This is a genomic window from Paraburkholderia sp. UCT70 (assembly GCF_050434085.1).
GTDB classification, from domain to species: Bacteria; Pseudomonadota; Gammaproteobacteria; order Burkholderiales; family Burkholderiaceae; genus Paraburkholderia; species Paraburkholderia tuberum.
This window is the reverse complement of sequence record NZ_JBNPVZ010000002.1, coordinates 2316644-2336039: the sequence shown is the minus strand read 5'-3', so window position 1 is coordinate 2336039 and position 19396 is coordinate 2316644. Positions and strand designations below refer to the sequence as shown.

12 protein-coding genes and 2 pseudogenes are annotated in these 19396 nt (G+C 62.8%); 5 read left to right on the top strand and 9 right to left on the bottom strand.

What is annotated here, in order from left to right; genetic code table 11:
- Positions 1-3: 3 nt before the first annotated feature.
- The 7 genes from OKW41_RS13030 to OKW41_RS13000 form a co-directional block, all read right to left on the bottom strand.
- On the bottom strand, positions 4-2268 hold the full coding sequence (locus tag OKW41_RS13030) for a molybdopterin cofactor-binding domain-containing protein (RefSeq protein WP_429572755.1): 2265 nt from the start codon (positions 2266-2268) through the stop codon (positions 4-6).
- A complete protein-coding gene (locus tag OKW41_RS13025) occupies positions 2265-2777 on the bottom strand; it encodes a (2Fe-2S)-binding protein (protein WP_429572754.1) in 513 nt (170 codons plus the stop codon). The genes OKW41_RS13030 and OKW41_RS13025 overlap by 4 nt, the downstream gene beginning before the upstream one ends.
- Positions 2774-4063 carry a c-type cytochrome gene (locus tag OKW41_RS13020; RefSeq protein ID WP_429572753.1) on the bottom strand — a complete coding sequence of 430 codons (1290 nt, stop codon included), beginning with the start codon at positions 4061-4063 and terminating at the stop codon, positions 2774-2776. The genes OKW41_RS13025 and OKW41_RS13020 overlap by 4 nt, the downstream gene beginning before the upstream one ends.
- 91 nt (positions 4064-4154) lie before the next feature.
- Positions 4155-5285, bottom strand: coding sequence for an alkene reductase (locus OKW41_RS13015; RefSeq protein WP_429572752.1), 1131 nt, complete (start codon positions 5283-5285; stop codon positions 4155-4157).
- A gap of 144 nt (positions 5286-5429) precedes the next feature.
- A complete protein-coding gene (locus OKW41_RS13010) occupies positions 5430-6644 on the bottom strand; it encodes an MFS transporter (RefSeq protein ID WP_429572751.1) in 1215 nt (404 codons plus the stop codon).
- Between the two features lie 36 nt (positions 6645-6680).
- Positions 6681-7829 (bottom strand): FAD binding domain-containing protein, encoded by a 1149-nt coding sequence (locus OKW41_RS13005; protein WP_429572750.1) that lies wholly within the window; start codon positions 7827-7829, stop codon positions 6681-6683.
- The gene (locus tag OKW41_RS13000; RefSeq protein WP_429573402.1) at positions 7826-8479 is read right to left on the bottom strand and encodes a DsbA family oxidoreductase; all 654 of its coding nucleotides are present in this window, start codon (positions 8477-8479) and stop codon (positions 7826-7828) included. The genes OKW41_RS13005 and OKW41_RS13000 overlap by 4 nt, the downstream gene beginning before the upstream one ends.
- 130 nt (positions 8480-8609) lie before the next feature.
- Here OKW41_RS13000 and OKW41_RS12995 point away from each other — a divergent pair, with 130 nt between their 5' ends.
- Positions 8610-9530, top strand: a complete 921-nt coding sequence (locus OKW41_RS12995; RefSeq protein WP_429572749.1) for a LysR family transcriptional regulator — start codon at positions 8610-8612, stop codon at positions 9528-9530.
- A gap of 73 nt (positions 9531-9603) precedes the next feature.
- Here OKW41_RS12995 and OKW41_RS12990 read toward each other — a convergent pair whose 3' ends face one another.
- The gene (locus tag OKW41_RS12990; protein ID WP_429572748.1) at positions 9604-10122 is read right to left on the bottom strand and encodes a Dps family protein; all 519 of its coding nucleotides are present in this window, start codon (positions 10120-10122) and stop codon (positions 9604-9606) included.
- 292 nt (positions 10123-10414) lie between these two features.
- Here OKW41_RS12990 and OKW41_RS12985 point away from each other — a divergent pair, with 292 nt between their 5' ends.
- Together OKW41_RS12985 and OKW41_RS12980 are read left to right on the top strand one after the other, a co-directional pair.
- Positions 10415-11107 carry a hydrolase gene (locus OKW41_RS12985; RefSeq protein WP_429572747.1) on the top strand — a complete coding sequence of 231 codons (693 nt, stop codon included), beginning with the start codon at positions 10415-10417 and terminating at the stop codon, positions 11105-11107.
- Positions 11108-11260: 153 nt separating this feature from the next.
- A pseudogene (locus tag OKW41_RS12980) lies at positions 11261-12170 on the top strand (amidohydrolase family protein).
- Here OKW41_RS12980 and moaA read toward each other — a convergent pair.
- Positions 12103-12951: pseudogene (gene moaA, locus OKW41_RS12975) on the bottom strand (GTP 3',8-cyclase MoaA); the annotation flags it as partial. The pseudogenes OKW41_RS12980 and moaA sit on opposite strands and share 68 nt — an antisense overlap.
- 396 nt (positions 12952-13347) lie before the next feature.
- Between moaA and OKW41_RS12970 the strand changes: the two are divergent.
- Both OKW41_RS12970 and OKW41_RS12965 read left to right on the top strand, forming a co-directional pair.
- Positions 13348-13599, top strand: coding sequence for a response regulator transcription factor (locus OKW41_RS12970; protein WP_429572746.1), 252 nt, complete (start codon positions 13348-13350; stop codon positions 13597-13599).
- Positions 13596-19181: a trifunctional serine/threonine-protein kinase/ATP-binding protein/sensor histidine kinase gene (locus OKW41_RS12965; RefSeq protein WP_429572745.1), complete on the top strand. Its 5586-nt coding sequence runs from the start codon at positions 13596-13598 to the stop codon at positions 19179-19181. The genes OKW41_RS12970 and OKW41_RS12965 overlap by 4 nt, the downstream gene beginning before the upstream one ends.
- Positions 19182-19396: the final 215 nt, after the last annotated feature.

Here is a 19396-nt window from a genome sequence, read left to right as displayed (position 1 = left end):
TCTCTAAACGTCGGTCAGCCGGCGCAGGCTATCGCCACCCAGCGGCATGTCGCGCAAGCGCTTTCCGGTCGCGTCGAACAACGCGTTGCCGAGCGCGCCGGCGGTCGGCCCCATCGACGCTTCTGCGGCGCCGAGAAATGGCGCACCCGGCCGATTGATCAGATGCACGTTCAAACTGCGCGGCACGGCGGAATACCGCAGGATCGGGTAGCTGCTCCAGTCGAAGCTACGGATTCGAGATGTGTCGAACTGCAATTCTTCATAGAGTGTCCAACTTGCGGATTGAATCACGCCGCCTTCGATCTGGTTGCGGATGCCGTCGGGGGTAACGATCTGCCCCGCGTCAACCGCGACTTCGGCGTGTTCGAGAATCACCTGGCCCGTCTCGGGCACCACGGATATCTCCACGGCCATCGCCACATACGACATCAGGTTCTTGTACTTGCCAAACGCAAAGCCGACGCCGTGATTGGCCTTGCGCGGCGCGCGCGGCCAGCCGAATTTCTCGGCCGCAAGCCGGATCACGTCGCGGGCGCGCGGATCCTGCATATGCTTGAGCCGGAACGCGACGGGGTCGGCGCCGGCTGCGGCGGCCAACTCGTCCATGAACGTCTCGATCGTGAAGACGTTCATATGCGCACCGAGCGAGCGCATCGCCGAAGTTTGCAATGGCATGGTCGGCGAGAAGTTGTTCATCACATGCATGTTGGGGAACGTGTACAGGGGAATCGCGTTGCGGTCGCCGCCGCCTTCGGGCTGCATCATCGGCACCGACGGCGCCGGCACGAACGGTTTTTCCAGCATTTGCGCGGGAAGGAGCCGGCCCGCGTTGACGATCCGCTCGTTGTGCGAGCTGCTCCACAGCGCGTAGTCCCAGTTGACGATGCTGCCGCTCGCGTCCAGCGATGCGCTCACTTCGGTGACCATCGCGGGTGTGAAGTGATCCCAGGTATGTTCCTGTTCGCGCATCCATTGCACACGAACCGGTTGGCCCGCCATCTCGCGGGCGATCAAGGCGGCGTGCGATGCTACGTCGTCCGCGCCGTTGTGCCCATAGCAGCCCGATCCTTCGACATGAACGCAGCGCACATTCTCTTTCGGCAGCGACAGCATTTCCGCGAGCGCATCGCGCAGCGGATAGACGCCTTGCGAGTGCGTCCAGACCGTCATGGTGCCGTCCTTGAATTGCGCGACTGAGCAGGACGGGCCGATCGAACCGTGCAGCATGTAGTGCTTGGTGTACTTCGCACTCAGCGTTTTGACTGGCGTGCCGGCCGCATTATGAGTGTTCGCGATTTCGATGTGTTGCGTGGAAATCGTCTTCAGATCGCGGTGTACTGCAGCCGGGTCGGGCAATGTGCGTCCGGCGCTCCACTGACTTCCCGCGGCCAGCGCGCGCTGCGCCTGCACCGCTTGCCATTCGCCTTTGGCGACCACCGCCAGCATGCTGCCGTCCCTGATCACCTTGACGACGCCCGGCATCTTCAGAATGTCGGGCGTATTGGTCTTCAGCAGCTTCGCAGCATAGACCGGCGGCAACACTACACGCGCATGCAGCATGTCCGGCATGAACATGTCCTGAACATAACTCGGTCCGCCGGTCACCTTGCCCGGGATGTCCAGCCGAGGCAATGACCTACCGACCACTGCGAACGTTGCGGGGTCTTTCAACGGCGATACGGGCGACGCGATGCGATGCAGACCGGCGGCGCCGACCGCTTCGCCATACGTCATCGTCCGGCCGTCTGGCGCCGTGATGACCGCGTTGTGGGCTTTCAGCACGCTGCTGCTGACGCCGAAGCGTTTGGCCGCCGCATCGACGAGCAGGCCACGGACCTGGGCAGACGCGTTCAGCAAGGCGCTGCCGCTGTCGACGATGGTGTGGCTGCCTGCCGTGAGTCCCTCGTCCGGCGAGGCGCCCGTATCGGCGGTCAAAAACGTGATCAGCGAGGGCGCCATGTCCAGCTCCTCGGCTGCGATTTGCAGCAGCGCGGTGCGTACCCCGGTGCCTAATTCCACCTTGCCGGTGTAGACAGTCACCTTGCCCGCGGGATCGATCTTGATCCATGCATCGAGGAACGGATTGGTCTTCAGACTGCCCGCGAGCGTTTCGGTCTCTTTCGCCACGTGTACCGCAGCGCCTTCGTCCGCGATCACCTCCTGCGCCATGGCCTTGATACCGGGGAACAGACTGAAGCTCACCACGAGCGCGCCGGACATCATGAAGCGGCGGCGTCCCTCGTTAATATCGTCTTCGTTGACGCTCATTGCGTGCCTCCATGGGTCACCGCGCCTTGAGGCGGGGTGGGCGTAGCGTCGGGTGCGGGCAGGTGCGCGACTTCGCGGATCGCAGCGAGGACGCGCATGTGGGTGCCGCAACGGCAAAGATTCGGCTCCATGTGTTCGCGCAGTTCATTCTCGGTCGGCCGCGGGTTGCGCTCGAGCAGGGCCTGGGCGCGCATGATCATGCCGGCGATGCAATAGCCGCACTGCACGGCCTGATGTTCGATGAAGGACTTCTGCAGCGGGCCGGGATGTTCGACCGTGCCGAGACTTTCGATCGTGCGCACGGGGCGGCTGCCGATCGACGACACGGGAATCAGGCAGGAAAATGCAGCCTTGTCGCCCACGATCACCGTGCATGCGCCGCATTGTCCAAGACCGCAGCCGAACTTCGCGCCGTGCAGGTGCAGGTCATTGCGCAGTGCGTAGAGCAGTGGCGTCGACGGATCGATATCCAGCACGTGCTGCACGCCATTGACGGTAAGGTTGATCATCGCGCGTTATTCTCCTTTCTGACTTTGACCACCGTTTCCTCGACGTCCTTCCACTCGCCGCGCTGCGAATAGGTCGCGCGGATATAGGACACCAGGTCGGCGATCTGCTGGTCACTGTAGATTTCGCTGAAGGACGGCATGTAGTTCATGCTGTCCTCGCCGTGCCAGCCGTTGCCGCTAAGAATCATCTGAGCTGCGTTGCGCGGCGTCGCTGCATTGATGGCGGTGCTGAACGCGAGCGTGGGGCGCTCGCCAATCGACTGCATCGGCGCAGCGGGACCGTGGCACTGGGCGCACGACGCCGCAAACAGCAGTGCGCCGCGCTGGGCCTCCGGTGACTTCTCGCCTTGCGCTGCTGCGTTGGTCGACACACCGGCGACGGCCGGCTGCGGCTTCTGAATCGACAGGATGTAGGTGGCGATGGCCTGCACGTCCTCTTCAGGCACGGTAGCGAGGTCGCGCGTGACGGGCAGCATCGGGCCGGCCGCCGCGCCGTGTTCGCTGGCGCGGCCGCTGCGCAGATAGGTCACGAGCTGTTCCTGGGTCCACGGCTTCGGCGCCGCGCCGAGCGCATTGAGCGCGGGCGCTTCCCAGCCGTCGACGATACCGCCGTCGAATGCGTGTCCCGTCTTTTCGCCGCCGATCATATTGAGCGGCGAATGACACGACGCGCAGTGCCCGAGGCCATCCACCAGCAGCTTGCCGCGGTTCCACTCGGCGTCTTTCGACGCGTCTGCCACCTGCTCGCCGGGATGCAGGAACAACACGTTCCAGAAGGCCAGCAGAGGCCGAAAGTTCAGCGGAAAGATTAGCTCGTTCGTGGGCGTGGTCGCGTTGACCGGCTCGCGCGTCATCAGGTATGCGTAGGCCGCGGCAATGTCACGATCGGACATACGCATAAAGTGAATGTACGGAAACGCGGGGTACAACAAGTGCCCGTCGCGGGCCACGCCGTAACGCACAGCGCGCGTGAATGTTTCGAGCGACCAGCTGCCGATGCCCGTTTCGACATCGGGCGTGATGTTGGTCGCGTAAATGGTGCCGAACGGCGTGGCAAGCGGCAGGCCGCCGGCGAACGGTTTGCCGCCCTTCGCGGTGTGACAGACAATGCAGTCGCCGAGCGCCACCAAGCGCGCGCCCGCGAGCTTCGTCTGCGTGTCGAACGACGCAGGCGCCGGAGGATTGACCGGGGCAATGGCGGGCTTCCACATCAACAGCAGCGCGCCGGTTAGCGCGGCCGCGACGATCACGCCGCCCATCGCCAACAGTCTAGACTTGTGCGTCATCACGTACCTGTCACTGAAGTCATGAATCGAAGAATCCGCACGCACAGGCTGCGCGCGGCCGGGAGATGCGTCATGCCTGCACGGCGCGTGCTTATACGGCTTGTGCGTTCTGGCCGGCGCTGCCGTCGAACGGGTAGTCGATATAGCCGGCGTCGCCGCCGCCGTACCAGCCGGCCGCCTTGGGCGTCGCGAGCGCCGCGTGAGTCGCAATGCGCTCGACGAGGTCGGGATTGGCGATATAGGCGCGCGCGAACGCGACCAGGTCCGCCTGGCCGTCGCGGATCAGTTGGTCGGCCTGGTCGATGGCAATGCCGCCGTTGACCATCAGCGTGCCGGAGAACGCCTTGCGTATACGCTCGATGATGCGCGGCAGGTCCGGTGCGCCGCTCCAGGCGTTCGTGTCCGCCGCGTGAACGTAGGCGACGCCGAACTCGTTGAGCATCTTGCCGACGTAGTCGTAGGTGCCGTCCGGATCCGCATCGCGCACGTTGTTGTACTGCGCATACGGCGAAACGCGTACGCCGACCCGGTCGAGCGAAACGACCGAGCCGATCTCCGTGAGTATGTCGCGCAGGAAGTTGGCGCGGTTCGCAAGCGAGCCACCGTACCGGTCGTCGCGGGTATTGATGGTCGGTGACAGGAATTGATGCGGCAAGTAGCCGTTCGCCGCGTGGACTTCGACGCCGTCGAAGCCGGCGGCAATCGCATTGGCCGCGCCTTGTCTGAACGCGCCGATAGCAAGCTTCACCTCGTCGAGCGACATGGCGCGCGACGGCGTGGCGTGGATTCTGGTGTACTGGCCGTTCTGCAATTGCGCCCACACCTGCAACTGGTCGAGATCGTCATTCACGCCGGAGGGCGAGAGCGGTGCCTCGCCGCCAAGCAGTGCGAACGAACCGACGCGCCCGCCATGCCACAACTGCATGAAGATGCGGCCGCCGGCTGCATGCACCTGGCTCGTGATGTGACGCCAGCCCTCGATCTGCTCGGCCGTGATGATGCCCGGCGTGAGCTCGAAGGACGCCGAGGCAGGACTCACATTGGTCGCCTCGGTAATGATCAGCCCCGCCGACGCGCGCTGCGCATAGTATTCCGCCATCATTTCCGTCGGACGGCCGCGCAACGGTGCGCGCGAGCGGGTCATGGGCGCCATCACGACGCGGTTCGGCAAGTGCAGTCCAGGCAGATCGTAGCCGTTGAGCAAAGGGGAAAGAGACGACATGGTGATTCCTTTTTAAACGATTGAACGTCGTTCAGGTGCGTGACGATGCTGGCTAGCGTATCGTGACCGTCACGGGAATTCCTGAAACCACGCTGAAATCTTGTTAATCCGGAGGGCATACCGCCCGGTTTGCCCCAAATGCCGTCATGCAATGCGTGCGGCGTGCGGACGGCCGATCGCGAGATAGTGGATCAGTGCAATGATCGGAAAGGCCGTCGCGACGCTCGCGACCAACGTCCAGCCACCGTGTTCGTAGAGCGGGCTAGCGAGCGCCGAGCCGAAGGCACCGCCGACGAAGATGCTGGTCATATACAACGCGTTCAGGCGGTTTCTGCTTGCCGCATGCAGCGCGTAGATTTCACGCTGACCCAGCACCATATTCATCTGCACGGCGAAATCGAGAACGATGCCGGTTGCGACGAGCCCGATCACGCCCCAGGCCGGATGGATCAACGCCGGCGTGTAAGCGAGTGCGCCCACCACCAGCGCAATCAGCGTCGCGCGCACCGTATGCCCCGCGTCGGCCAGACGTCCCGCCACCGGCGCGGAGGTTGCGCCGATCGCCCCGACCAGCGCGAAGATGCCGATGGCGGTTTGCGAGAGCCCGAACTGCCGGGTCAGCTCGATGGGTACCGCGGTCCAGAACAGGCTGAACGAAGCAAACATCAGCGCCTGATACAGCGAGCGGTGGCGTAGCACCGGCATCGTGCGGACCAGATGGCCGAGCGAGCCGATCAGTTCGAAGTAAGTGGCCTGGTGATCAGGCTGGCGGCGCGGAATGGTCAGCGTGAGCACGCTGGTGACGATGGCCATCAGCACAGCCGCGGCACCGAACACCACGCGCCAGCCGAAGTGGCCGGCCACCACGCTGGAGATCGGGCGCGACAGCAGAATGCCGAGCAGCAGGCCGCTCATGATGGTGCCGACCACCTTGCCGCGCGACTCGTCTGGTGCGAGATGCGCGGCGAGCGGGATCAGAATCTGCACGGCGACCGAACTGAAGCCGATCAGCAAGGAAATCACGAGGAACCAGCCTGGCTGATGCACGACCGTCGCCGCGCCGAGACTTGCAATCGAGACCAGCGCGGTGATGATCATCAGCTTGCGGTTTTCCAGCAGGTCGCCCAACGGCACGAGGAAGAACAGGCCGAACGCATAGCCGATTTGCGTCAGCGAAACGATCAGGCTGGCTGTGCCGCCGGACATGTGAATGTCCGGCGCGATCAATTCGGTGATCGGCTGCGCGTAGTACAGGTTTGCGACGATCGCGCCGCAGCAGAATGCGAACAGCGCGATCAGCCCGCGTGTCAGCTTGACATGGCCGGCGCCGCCCGCCGTGATGGATGGTTGGGTTGACATTGCAACTCCCTAAAAGAAAAAACGGAAAATGTGTGCTCAGCGGGCGATGTTCATCAGCCGGCCGCCGAGCGAAATGCCCAGATCGGTCATGAGCCGGCCGCGTTGCAATTGCTGGTTCTCCCAGCGCTTGAGGGTTGAATCGATCGTTGCGCCGTTCTGCCATGTCGATGACAACGCCAGCGCCAAAGCATGGGCATTGGCCGCGGCCTTCGCCGTGCTGCCCGCCGTATGCGGACGCGGAACCGATGCGGCGTCGCCGAGCAGCACCGCGCGGCCGAACACCATCTTCGGCGCGCGCAGGTCGACGATCGGCTGCATGAACGGATCGTCGGTGCTATCGACGAGCGCGCGAAACGTCGGCGCGAGCAGCGCCTGCGCGTCATCCCGCAACTGGTCGATGTCGGCGCGCTTGGTCGCGCCTGGCGGCAACGAAAACGCGCGCGCCACGCGGTGGCGGTCCACCAGCAACTCGTCGAGCCGTTCGCGGCTGTATTTGCGATACCACACCCAGTTCCACCGGCGTTCGCCAGGCACGCTCGAGTCGTGTTCGCCCGGAATCAGATAGGCGAGCGCCGAATGCCCGTCGCCTTGCTGAAAAGTAAACCGGTCACGCAGCATGTTCGCCGCATGCAACGGCAAGTCCGGTTCCTCGACGAGTCCGCGCCACGCGACATAGCCCGCGTAGGCAGGCACCACCTCGGGCAGCAGGCGCCGTCTGAGCGTCGAACGTATGCCGTCGGCGCCGACCAGCAGATCTGCCTGCTCGCTGCGGCCGCTCTCGAACAGAGCGACGATCTGCTCGCCTTCCATGCGGAAATCAACAAAGGTCTCGCCCGTGTGCAGGCAATCCGCGGGTAGCGCATTTTTCATGGCGCGGTAGAGCAAGCTCCACGAGGTCTGCATCTGCGGCATGTACAGTTGGTCGACGCGGTTGTCGTCGCGGTCCAGATAGATGCGCTCACCGGACATCACGCCGGGTGGATCGGTCAACACGACGCCGGCGAACCGGAGTGCGTCCAGCACATCAGGCTGAAGTACGATGCCGCCACCGCGGCTTTCGAGCTGATTCTGGGAGGTCTCGAACACGTCGACCTGCCAGCCGGCTGCGCTCAAAGTGGTGGCCGAGAACAGTCCTCCGAGCGAGCCGCCGATCACGACGGCACGCGGTTTCTCAAGCGTTCTCATGCTGTACTCCTTTGGTCCGCCGCGCGCAGCGCATTCGCGAAAACGACTGACGGCTGCGCGCCGCTGATCGCCTTGCCGTCGATCACCATGGTCGGCACGGCCTGAATGCCGAGTTGGTCGGCCCGCTCGCGCGCCGCGTCGATCTCCAGATAGCCGGCGGAGGAGAGCAGGTATGCGCGAACCTCGTGCGCATCGAGCGTGTGTTCGGCTGCGATCGCGACGAGCGTGTCGAGCGAACCGATGTCTCGGCCTTCGGAAAAATAGGCGGTGTAGATGGCTTGATAAAGCGCGGCAGTCGTGCGCGGTTCATTGCGGTCCTGAGCAAACTGCATCAGGCGATGGGCGAGACGCGTATTCGGCGTGCGCAGCACCTTGTCATAGGCGAACGACGCGCCTGCCGTCAGGCCGGCGACCGTCACCTGCGCGTCCATGACTTGCGAACGCGCCCAACTGCCGAATTTGTGGGTTCGATAGGCGCGCCGATCGGTGCCTTCGACCGGCATGGAAGGATTCAATTCGAACGGCACATAACGAATCGAAACAGCCGCGCCGACGCCGGATTCCGCGAGCGCCGCGGCGAGACTCCGTTGGCCGATCCAGCACCACGGACAGATAAAGTCGTAATAGACCTCAACTTGAATGGCTTTCATGTTGCACCCCTCGCTAGGTAATGGATGCAGCTTATACGTTGCGTCAGACTCGGTGAATGTGGGTAAAATGCAACTTCGCATTGCGTTTATCGCAACCATCTTTGCAACTGCAACATCGCTGAGACCGAACATGGACAAGTTCCTTGCCGTGAAAACGTTGCTGGAAGTGGCTGACGCCGGCGGCTTTTCAAAGGCTGCGCAACGTCTCGGGGTGGCCACCTCCTCGGTCACGCGGCTGATGGACTCGCTGGAGGCCTCCCTGGGTACCGCGCTGCTGACCCGTACGCCCAGAAAGGTCAGTCTCACGGACGCCGGCATTGCGTACGTCGAACAGATCGGCAAGGTGCTCGACGATCTGGCCGAAGCTGACGAGAGCGTCTTCGACAGCGGCGCGTCGCCGGTCGGTTCGCTCAGAATCTCGGTGCCGTCAACCTACAGCCGCTTGCGGCTCGCGCCGCACCTCGCGGCTTTCCTCTCCGACAATCCGCGTGTATTCCTCGACGTTGTCGTCGCGGATCACTTCGTCGATCTCGCGCTCGAGCGGATCGACGTCGCGATCCGGATCGGACTGCAAGATCGCGACGCCAATCTGATCGTCAGAAAGCTCGCCGACAATCCGCGCTACGTCGTCGCCAGCCACGACTACCTCGAACGATGCGGCATGCCTCGGACACCGCAGGCACTCGACGCGCACGAGTGTCTTCGCTTCGCTTACGGTGGCGGCTATCGCACTCGCCAGGTCTGGGCCTTCCGGCGCGAAGGTGTGGAGCAGCGCGTCGAGGTGCGCGGTCATCTGTTGTCGAACAGTCTCGACGTCCTGCTCGAGGCCGTGATAGCGGGACGCGGCATTGCGTTGCTGCCCGAATGGCACGTCGGCGCCGAGATTCGTGCGGGCCGCCAGTTGCGCCTGTTCGAGAACTTCGAAGCGAGTCCTCATCAAGGCGATGCAGTCGTCTATGCAGCGTATCTGCCCAATCGCCGTCACTCCAGAAAAGTGCACGCGCTCATTCAGTTTCTCGAAGCGCGGCTTCACGCCACGCTCGAAGGGTGAACGGCGACGCGCCCACGTGCCACGTCTCACTAGCGTTCGCCTATCCACGTGCGCGATGCCGGGTCATACAGCTTTACGCATTCCGCCCGGATTCGAACAGGAACCACACGCGTTGCTCCGCTTCGTCGATCCAGTTTTCGAGCAGACTCGCCGTGGCGACATCGCCATATTCGTCGCATAGCGAATGCGTCTCGCGCATGTAGCCGGATAGCGCCAGATTGTCCTCACGCAATTCGGCGAGCATGTCAGCTGGCGTCACGAACTCCGCATCGTTGTCGAGAATGCGCTGCAGCTTCGTGATCTGGCCGGTCGAGTGCAGCGTCCGGCCGCCGAGCTTGCGCGCGCGTTCCGCGATCGGATCGGTGGTCGCGAAGATCTGCTCGGACTGGTCGTCGAGCAATAGGTGATAGTCGCGGAAGTACGGGCCCGACATGTGCCAATGGAAGTTTTTCGTCTTCAGATAGATCGCGAACACGTCGGCTAGCAGTGTGGTCAACGCGGCGGCGATATCACGTGTCGCGTCGTCGGTCAGGCGACTCGGTGTTTTTAGCGGCGCCGCGCGACGTGCTGCTGCGTTCAGTTCGTCTTTCATTGCTTTTCCTTTTGAGGTGTCAGCCGGTGAAACGGGTGTTTCCGAATCCGGCACCTGAAGTGTAGGAACGCCGCGCACATAAAGTCCTGCAGAAAATATGAAATGTTCTGAGCGGCCGTTCGCCACGCGCCATGTCGCCGATTTCCTGGTTGTTATTTTTTGAGAACGATTAAGGAGTTCAACAAGGACTCTGGGAAGAACCGTCGATAGACTGGGTCTCAGTTTTTCTCGCACTTCAAGAGAGTGCGGCATGTCCTCCCATGTTAACTAGCCCTTTAGGATGCACAAAACCATGGCAAATCCGAAACTCGAAGTTCTGACGCCTGCAAACTCGCAGATCATTTTTATCGACCAGCAGCCGCAAATGGCTTTCGGTGTCCAGTCGATGGACCGCCAGGCGCTGAAAAACAACGTGGTCGGTCTCGCGAAGGCTGCGAAGGTGTTCAACATTCCGACCACGATCACGTCGGTGGAAACGGAAAGCTTCTCGGGCTATACGTACCCCGAACTGCTGGACGTGTTCCCGGATCACAAGGTGCTCGACCGCACGTCGATGAATTCGTGGGACGACCAGAAGGTCCGTGACTCGCTGGCTGCCGCCGGTCGCAAGAAGGTCGTCGTGGCAGGTCTCTGGACCGAAGTCTGCAACGACACGTTCGCGCTGTGCGCGATGGACGAAGGCGACTACGAAATCTACATGGTCGCCGACGCGTCGGGCGGCACCTCGAAGGAAGCTCACGACTTCGCGATGCAACGGATGGTTCAGGCCGGCGTGGTGCCGGTCACGTGGCAACAGGTGCTGCTCGAATGGCAACGCGACTGGGCGCACAAAGAGACCTACGACGCGGTCATGAAGATCGCCAAGGAACACTCCGGCGCGTACGGAATGGGCGTGGACTACGCGTACACGATGGTGCACAAGGCGGCTCAGCGTACGGCTCAGCAGCACGAAATCCTGAGGCCGGTGCCGGCTAAGGTGAAGTAACCAGCGCATTAAACACATTGCGCGGAATTCGAGAGCGGAACATCTGGGTCCCGAATTCCGCATGTGCGCTTCACTCTGCTTCTGAATACCTCGACGCTCGCCAAAGGGCCGAAACTCGCGCTGGACGATCAGCGTAATTCCACCCGCCACTTCATGCGCGAACTGAACCGGCTCGGCGTGACGAGCGCGATCGACGCGGGCGGCGGCTACCAGGCTTATCCGGACGACTACGCGGTCATCATGGACATGGCGAAGCACAATGAACTGACTGTGCGTATCGCCTACAAGCTGTTCACACAAAACGCGAAGAAGGAAATCGAAGACTTCGCGAAGTGGGTGAAGATGACGAAGCCCGGCGAGGGCGACAATTTCCTGCGCGTCAACGGCGCGCGCGAAATGCTGGTGTTCTCCGCCGCCGACTTCGAAGACTTTCTGGAGCCGCGGCCCGATTTGCCGGACACGCTCGAAGCCGAGCTCGAAGCCATTGTCAGGCTGCTGGTGGCAAACCGCTGGCCGTTCCGTCTGCATGCGACCTACAACGAATCGATCGAGCGCTTCCTGAATGTATTCGAACGCGTTGAATGCCGACATTCCGTTCAACGGGCTGCGCTGGTTCTTCGATCACTGCGAGACCATCACGCAGAAGAATATCGACCGCGTGCGCGCTTTGGGCGGTGGTATCGCGATCCAGCACCGCATGGCCTTTCAAGGCGAGTACTTCATCCAGCAATATGGCGAAGAGGCCGTCAAGCGCACGCCGCCGATCCGCCACATGCTCGATGCCGGCCTGCCCGTCGGCGCGGGAACGGATGCAACGCGCGTCGCGAGCTTCAACCCGTTCGTTTCGCTGTACTGGATGGTGTCGGGCAAGACGGTGGGCGGCACCTCGATGTATTCGAGCGAGAACAAGCTGGACCGCATGGAAGCGTTGCGCCGATACACGGTGGGCAGTGCGTGGTTCTCTAATGAGGAAGACCGCAAAGGCGCGCTGATGCCTGGCCAGTTCGCGGGCTTCGCGCGCGCGAGCAGTCCGCGCAGAACGGCTTCGACATGCTGGAGATGAAGCCCACGCGGCCCGCAGCACCCGCAAAGCGGTAATTGACTGAGGTTTCGCCGGCGGTCGACCCAGGCTCGGGAATCAGCGCGTAGCGGCTTTGCATGGTGCGCAGGATCTGCTCCCAGGGCACGACCTTGTCGCCGCATCACGCCTCTGCGCCGCCCACGTCCCTGTATTCGATGAAACGCAGATCGACCGGCAGACGATGGAAGTACTCCGCGAGCGGAAGGATCTGATCGTCGTTCACGCCACGCTCGATCACGGCATTGATCTTCAACGGCGCGAGGCCAGCGGCGAGCGCTTCGTCGATGCCGGCCAGCACGCGGGCAATAGGAAAGCCGACGTCGTTCATTCGGCGAAACGTGGTGTCGTCAATGGCATCGAGACTGACGGTCACGCGTCCCAAGCCGGCCTCGCGCAGCACGCGTGCCTTGGCGCCGAGCAGGGAGCCGTTGGTGGTCATGGCAATGTCGACCGGGGCGCCGCTGCGGGTGCGCAGGCGCGCGAGGCGCTCGATCAGGTGTTCGATGCCTTTGCGCGGCAGCGGTTCGCCACCGGTCAGGCGGATCTTCTCGATGCCCAGTTGCGTAAAGGCCTTGCACAGCGCATGCATCTGATCGAACGACAGCCATTCGGAAGCCGACAGAAACGGGTAGCCCGGCCTGAAGACCTCTTTCGGCATGCAGTAGGTGCAACGGAAGTTGCACTGGTCGATCACCGAAAGGCGCAGATCCTTGAGCGGCCGCGCCAGGGCGTCCACGGGCGGCTCGGTCAGGCGGACGTCCATTCAGGATAAATTGCCATGCCTTGTCTTCTTCCGCTCGATCGTGTCCACTGTGACTCCGTTCGCTGCTGTGGCGAAAACGCCTGCCGGCTGGCCGGCGTGGCGGATTCCAAAGGCGGCGCGGGCCGGCGTCGGGCCGTTGCCTCACGACCTCACAGTAAGAGATATGGCGCAAGCGGACCATCCTACAAAGGGCTCGGCAGGTCCGCCGCACCGCATGACGGCGTTATACCCAAGTGTGATAGTGTCGGGCTGGGAGCGGCACCTAACATGCAAAGAAAACCGGCCATGAGCCGGATCCGGACGCTCCGGACGCCATGGAGAAAGCGCGTCCGAAACCGAGCCGAACCATCACGTTGGCGCAAGGGGAAGACCGTAGCAATGAGGTTTGTTCGTATCGTGGACGACGACGCCCTGTGCGTATTGCTCGACCTTAGAATGCCAGGCATGCAAGGATTCGACGTGCACCGTCAACTGATCGAGAAGCAGCGGCACATTCCTGTCGTGTTCATGTCCGCGCACGGCGACGACGAAACGGTTCGCCGCGCGATGCAGCACGGCGCCGTGGCTTTTCTGCGCAAGCCCTTTGCAGAAGACGTGTTACTCGATTCCAATATGCTTGCCATCGAACGACATGGAGAAGCGAAGTGAGCACAGAGGCATTTATTGAGGGATTTCGCGGGGCGTCCCCTGAGGCCAGCGCCACTGTGCATTTCGATCAGATCTGGTTCGATCAGCTCGTGCTCGAAGCGCTGCTGGTCGACGGCAACATCGTGCGCTATCGGGCGAGAACACCGGACGGCGCGCAGTCGTGGGTGGTTGCCGTGCCCACCGATCTGCCCTCCGAAGCCGTATTCCGGCGTTTGCAGCAGGAGTTCGCCCCGGCCGACAAACTCGATTCGGCGTGGGCTGTGCGGCCGCTCGCGCTCGTGCGGCTCGCGCGCGGCCCGATACTCGTGTACGAAGACAACGGCGGTGCGCTGGTTCTGCCGCCGGCCGACGGCACGATCTCACTCAGCCGGTTTTTGCGCATCGCGGTCGGCGCCGCGCATGCTTTGCGGCTCGCGCATATGCGTGGCGTTCTGCATCGCGACATCAAGCCGTCCAACCTGCTGGAAGGCACGGACGGCACGGTGCGCCTGCTGGGCTTTCGCGATACATTCAACCTGGCCGGCGATCCCTCGACAGAATCGTCGGACACGCTGTACGGCACGCTCGCCTATATGTCGCCGGAGCAGGCGCGGCGTGCGGAAGGTCAGGCCGACGAGCGCAGCGATCTCTATTCGCTCGGCGTCACCCTCTACGAACTGCTGACCGGCCAGTTGCCTTTCGAGGCGGACGACGCCGTCGAATGGGTTTATAACCATGTCGCCCGTCAGCCCGCCGATCCACGGCAATATCGCGCGTCCTTGCCCACAGTGCTCGGTTCGATCGTGCTCCGGCTGCTGGCCAAGAGCCCTGGCGAGCGCTATCAAAGCGCGTCGAGCCTCGAGGCCGATCTGCGCCGCTGTCTCGCCGACTGGAACGAGATGCAGCACATCGTTCCGTTTGAACCCGCCGCGGAAGACAACGTCAGGAATCTCGCCGTCACGCATCGGTTGTTCGGTCGCGCGGTCGAATATAAGGCGCTGCTCGGCGCTTTCGAGCGCAACGCGATGCAGGGCGCGGCCGAACTCATCTTCGTGTCCGGCTATTCGGGCGCGGGGAAATCCGAACTCGTTCGCAGCGTGCACCGCGCTACCGCGCAGACCTCCACGCTCTTCGCTTCGGGCAAGCTCGAACAGTACGGGCAGAATGCGCCCTACGCACCGCTGATGCAGGCGATACGCTCGCTGTTCCAGCGCATTCTCGGCGAGACCGATAGCGATCTGGACCGCTGGCGCGAGGTGCTGCGCGAAGCGATCGGGCTGCAAGGCAAACTCATCGTGGGTTTCATTCCCGAACTGGAACTGGTGCTCGGCGCGCAGCCCGATGTGGCGGATCTGCCGCCTGTGGAAGCGCAACTGCGCTTTCAGGCGCTGATCACGCGTCTGCTGTCCGTCTTCGCGACTCAAGCGCACCCGCTGGTTCTGTTCTTCGACGACGTGCACTGGTTCGACGACGCCACGCTGAATTTCATCGCGAACTTCGTGGCGACCGCCGAGATCCAGCACGTGCTGCTGATCTGCGCTTACCGCGACAACGAGGTTGACCGCTCGCCCAAGTTCAAGGCCTTTCTCAAGTCGCCGCCAGGCGACGGCGCGCGCGTCACCACGCTCGCCGTGGGACCGCTCGATACCGCGTACGTGATGGCCTTGCTCGCCGACGCGCTGCATTGCGACGCCGCGCACGTCTATCCGTTGGCGGCGGTCGTCCACGAAAAGACCGGTGGCAATCCGTTTTTCATCAAGCAACTGCTGCTTGCGCTGGCCGACCAGCAGTTGATCGCCTACGATGGCATGGCCGGCAGATGGACGTGGGATATCGATCGTATCGGCGAATATGAATCGTCCGATAACGTAGTCGACCTGATGGTAGCGCGCCTGTCGCGCCTGCCTCGGGATGCTCAGGCCATGCTCAAGCTGCTTGCGTTCATGGGGCGCCGGCTCGACGGATCGACGCTGGTACGGATCGACCGTGCCGGCGGCGTGGAATTGGAGCGGCGTCTGCGTCCGGCGATCGAGGCGGGTCTCGTCGTGTCTGACCGAATGGGTTTTGCTTTCGCGCACGACCGGATTCAGGAGGCGGCGTACGCGTTGACTCCGGCAGACGAGCGCGGTGTCGGGCATGCGCGCATCGCCCGCATTCTGATGGAAGATTTCGACCTGCGGGCCGTGCAGAATTCGCCGTTCGACATCGCGCACCACATCGAACGGGCTCAGGCAGCCGGCGCGTTGCGCGATCTGGATTCGGGCGAGACGAAGGCGTTCGCGAGAATCTGTCTGCAGGCGGCGCGTCACGCGAAAGAAGCGATCGCCATGCAGTCCGCGCTGAACTATCTCGACGTCGCGCAAAAGCTGCTCCACGCGAGCGGCGAATACTACGTGCAATCGCTCGGCTATGAGATTGGCGTGCTGCGGGTGCAGTGCTACATCCTGAACGCGAATTTCGATGCAGCCGGCACGGAGATCGCGAAGCTGCTGCGTCAGGATCTCTCGGTCGTTGCGCGCGCATCGGTCTACAAGCTGAAAGTCGACATGCAGCAGCATCTGTCGGACTACGAAGCCGCGGTTGAAACCGCGCTCGAGGGCGTCAAGCTGTTCGGCACCTACCTGCCGCGCTATCCGGAGGCCGCCGATGTCGAGACCGCGTATAGCCGGCTCAATGATTCGCTCGCGTCGCGCACGATCGCCTCGCTCGCGGATCTGCCGATCTTGCGTGACGAGGAGATCGAATCGGAGATGAACCTGCTGGCAAGCGTCTATGCGCCGGCGTCGTTCGTGAACGAACGGCTCGGCTTCCTGCATCTGTGCCATATGGTGCAGCTCACGATCGATCATGGCATCACGGCGGCTTCCGCACATTGTCTTTCGTGGTTTGGCGTCTACGTGGGGGAGTTTTTCGGCCGCTATGAGGAAGGCTTCGAATTCTCGCGGCTGGCGCGCACGCTGGTCGAAACGCGAGGTTTCAACGCGGTAGCCACGAGCACGCTGGTTGCGCTCGATACGATCGCCGTCTGGACCCAGCCGCTGCCCTACGTGCTGGAATGCGCGCGCGACGCTTTCGAGTCGGCGCGCCCCAGCGGCGATCTGACCATGAGCTGCTACTCGTGCAATCACATCGTCTCCGATCTGCTGACGATCGGTGCGCCACTGGAGCAGGTCGACAGGGAAATCGATCTCGGCCTCTCGTTCGCAAGACGCGTGCGCTTCAAGGACGTGGAAGACATCCTCGAACTGCAGAAACGCTACGTGCACAGTTTGACGGGCGGCCCCGGGCTGCCCGGCAATTTCGGCGTCGTGGTCGACGGACGCATGACGTTCGACTTCGACCTGCTCGACACGCAGATGACCACGCTGCGCTTCTGGATCTGGCTGCTGAAAGGGGTTTCCTGCTACTTTCACGGCGACTATCAGAACGCGTTGTATTGCCTTGCCGAAGCGGGCGAACTCAAGTGGGCGACGCCCGCGCACATTCACCTGCTCGACTATCATTTCTACGCGGCGCTCACTATCGCGAAGGTCTATTCCGCCGAAGGCGAGACGGCCCACGCCGTCGCGCAGATCGAACCACATCTCGCGAGACTGAGGACCTGGGCGCAACTCAACCCGGCGACCTTCCGCGACAAACTGCTGCTGGTCGAAGCCGAGGTAGCGCGCCTGAACGGCACGCCTCTTGCGGCCATGGCGCTGTACGAGCAGGCCGCCGCCGTGGCATCCAAAAGCGGCTTCAATCACAGCAATGCGCTGGCTCACGAGCTGGCGTCGCTGTGCTGCGAGGCGAATGGTCTTTTCAGCGCAGCGCGCCACCATCGCCGTCGCGCGATCGACAGCTACACGCGTTGGGGCGCGCTGGCCAAAGTCAAGCTACTCGAACGCGGCGGGCGTCCAGCGCAATTGTCGGTCGAGCAGCCGGTCGCGTCGCGTCCCTCGATCGAGATCGCCGATGCACAACAGCGGTTCGATCTCGTCGCCGCGTTGAAGTCGTCGCAGGCACTCTCCGAGGAGATCGTGCTCGACAAACTCATCCGCACGCTCGTGACGTTGGCCATCGTGCACGCTGGCGCGCAGTGCGGAATGCTGATCCTGTTGAAGGGCAATGTGCCGGTTATCGAGGCGAGCGGACAGGACGCACCGCACGGCGTTCAGGTGGCGCTGGGCGGCGACAAGCTCACGCGTGAAGATCTGCCGGCTTCGGTGTTCTATACGGCGCTGCGCACGCGCAAGCCGGTCGTGGTGGAAGATGCGCAACGCGATCCGCGCTTTTCATTCGACGTAGCCTTTGCGAAACGCCTGGTTCGCTCCGTGTGCTGCTTGCCGCTCGTCAAACAGGGCAATGCTGTCGGCGCGCTGTATCTGGAGAACAATCTGACCGCGGGCGTGTTCACGGAAAGCCGTACGTCGGTGCTCGAATTGCTGGCCTCGCAAGCGGCCATTTCGCTCGAAACGGCGCGCCTTTACGCGGAGCTGCTCGAAGAAAACCAGCGGCGCCAGGAAACGGAAATGGCCTTGCGCATGAGTGAGGAGGCCCTCGCGCTCGGACAAAGAATCGGCCGCTCGGGCAGCTACATCTGGAACACATTGACAGCCGAACGCTACTGGTCGAAGGAGCTTTACAGCGTATTCGACCTGCCGATGGACGCCGGCAGCCCCGGCACCCAGACGATTCTCGACCGGATTCATCCCGAAGACGTCGCGCTCTATCAGGAAGTCGTCGAGCGGGCCGCGCGCAATCGCACGTCATTCAGGCAGAAGTTCCGGATCGTTTTACCGGACGGCACGCTCAAGCACCTCGAAGTGCTCGGCGAGCCCTCGGGCGTGAGCAGCTTTGTCGGCGTGGTAACGGATGTGACCGACCGGCATACGACCGAGCTGGCGTTGCAGAACGCCAAGCTCGAACTGGCGAAGGCGTCGCGTGCGACGACGATGGGCGAACTCGCTGCATCGATCGCGCACGAAATCAATCAGCCGCTGGCGTCGATCATGTCGAATGCGAGCGCGGGCGTGCGCTGGCTCAACCGGCCGGTGCCGGACCTTTCCGAAGCGTTGAACGGCTTGCGCGATATCGTGAAGGACGGCAAGCGGGCGGGCGACATCATCCGCGCGTTGCAGTCTCTCGCGAAGGAAGCCAAGCCGAGCTTCGTGCCAACTTATGTCGACAATGTGGTGCGCGAGGTCTTCGAACTGGCCGCGGCGGAAATCGAGCAACGCGGCCTGGTGGTGCGAATCGATCTGGGCGCCAACTGTTCGGTGATGGCCGACCGGGTGCAATTGCAGCAGGTGTTGTTCAACCTGGTCATGAATGCCGCGGATGCGATGGGCCATCTCGATGCGCGGCAGCGGCTGCTCAGCGTGACGTCGAACGTCGGCGATCAGGGCTCGGTGGTCGTGTCCGTGAAAGACAACGGCAGCGGGATCAATGCGGACATCGCATCGCGCATTTTTGACGCCTTCTTCACGACGAAGAAAACCGGCATGGGAATGGGGCTTGCCATCTGCCGATCCATCATCGAAGCGCACGGCGGCACACTGACGGCCGGCCCGGGCGAGCCACGCGGAACGGTGTTCGTTTTCACTTTGCCGGCAGCGGCCTAGCTGCATTTCCACGCGCAACGCCTTACTTTCGTATAGCCACTCGAAGAACGCGCCCGCTCCTGTAGCGGGCGCGGTCCATTTACGTCCGCGATGCGCCTTCTTCTGCGCGATTCACACCTGGATATGAGTTGTCCAAACCATTTTACGGCGTCATTCTTCGGCACGCCCAGTTCCGCCAGCGCCGCTCCGATCGCCGTCACACCGCCGCCGATCGC

Bases quoted from the DNA above. Each gene is read 5' to 3' on its own strand.
- OKW41_RS13030 (WP_429572755.1), bottom strand. From the start codon at position 2,268: ATGAGCGTCAACGAAGACGATATTAACGAGGGACGCCGCCGCTTCATG.
- OKW41_RS13025 (WP_429572754.1), bottom strand. From the start codon at position 2,777: ATGATCAACCTTACCGTCAATGGCGTGCAGCACGTGCTGGATATCGAT.
- OKW41_RS13020 (WP_429572753.1), bottom strand. From the start codon at position 4,063: ATGACGCACAAGTCTAGACTGTTGGCGATGGGCGGCGTGATCGTCGCG.
- OKW41_RS13015 (WP_429572752.1), bottom strand. From the start codon at position 5,285: ATGTCGTCTCTTTCCCCTTTGCTCAACGGCTACGATCTGCCTGGACTG.
- OKW41_RS13010 (WP_429572751.1), bottom strand. From the start codon at position 6,644: ATGTCAACCCAACCATCCATCACGGCGGGCGGCGCCGGCCATGTCAAG.
- OKW41_RS13005 (WP_429572750.1), bottom strand. From the start codon at position 7,829: ATGAGAACGCTTGAGAAACCGCGTGCCGTCGTGATCGGCGGCTCGCTC.
- OKW41_RS13000 (WP_429573402.1), bottom strand. From the start codon at position 8,479: ATGAAAGCCATTCAAGTTGAGGTCTATTACGACTTTATCTGTCCGTGG.
- OKW41_RS12995 (WP_429572749.1), top strand. From the start codon at position 8,610: ATGGACAAGTTCCTTGCCGTGAAAACGTTGCTGGAAGTGGCTGACGCC.
- OKW41_RS12990 (WP_429572748.1), bottom strand. From the start codon at position 10,122: ATGAAAGACGAACTGAACGCAGCAGCACGTCGCGCGGCGCCGCTAAAA.
- OKW41_RS12985 (WP_429572747.1), top strand. From the start codon at position 10,415: ATGGCAAATCCGAAACTCGAAGTTCTGACGCCTGCAAACTCGCAGATC.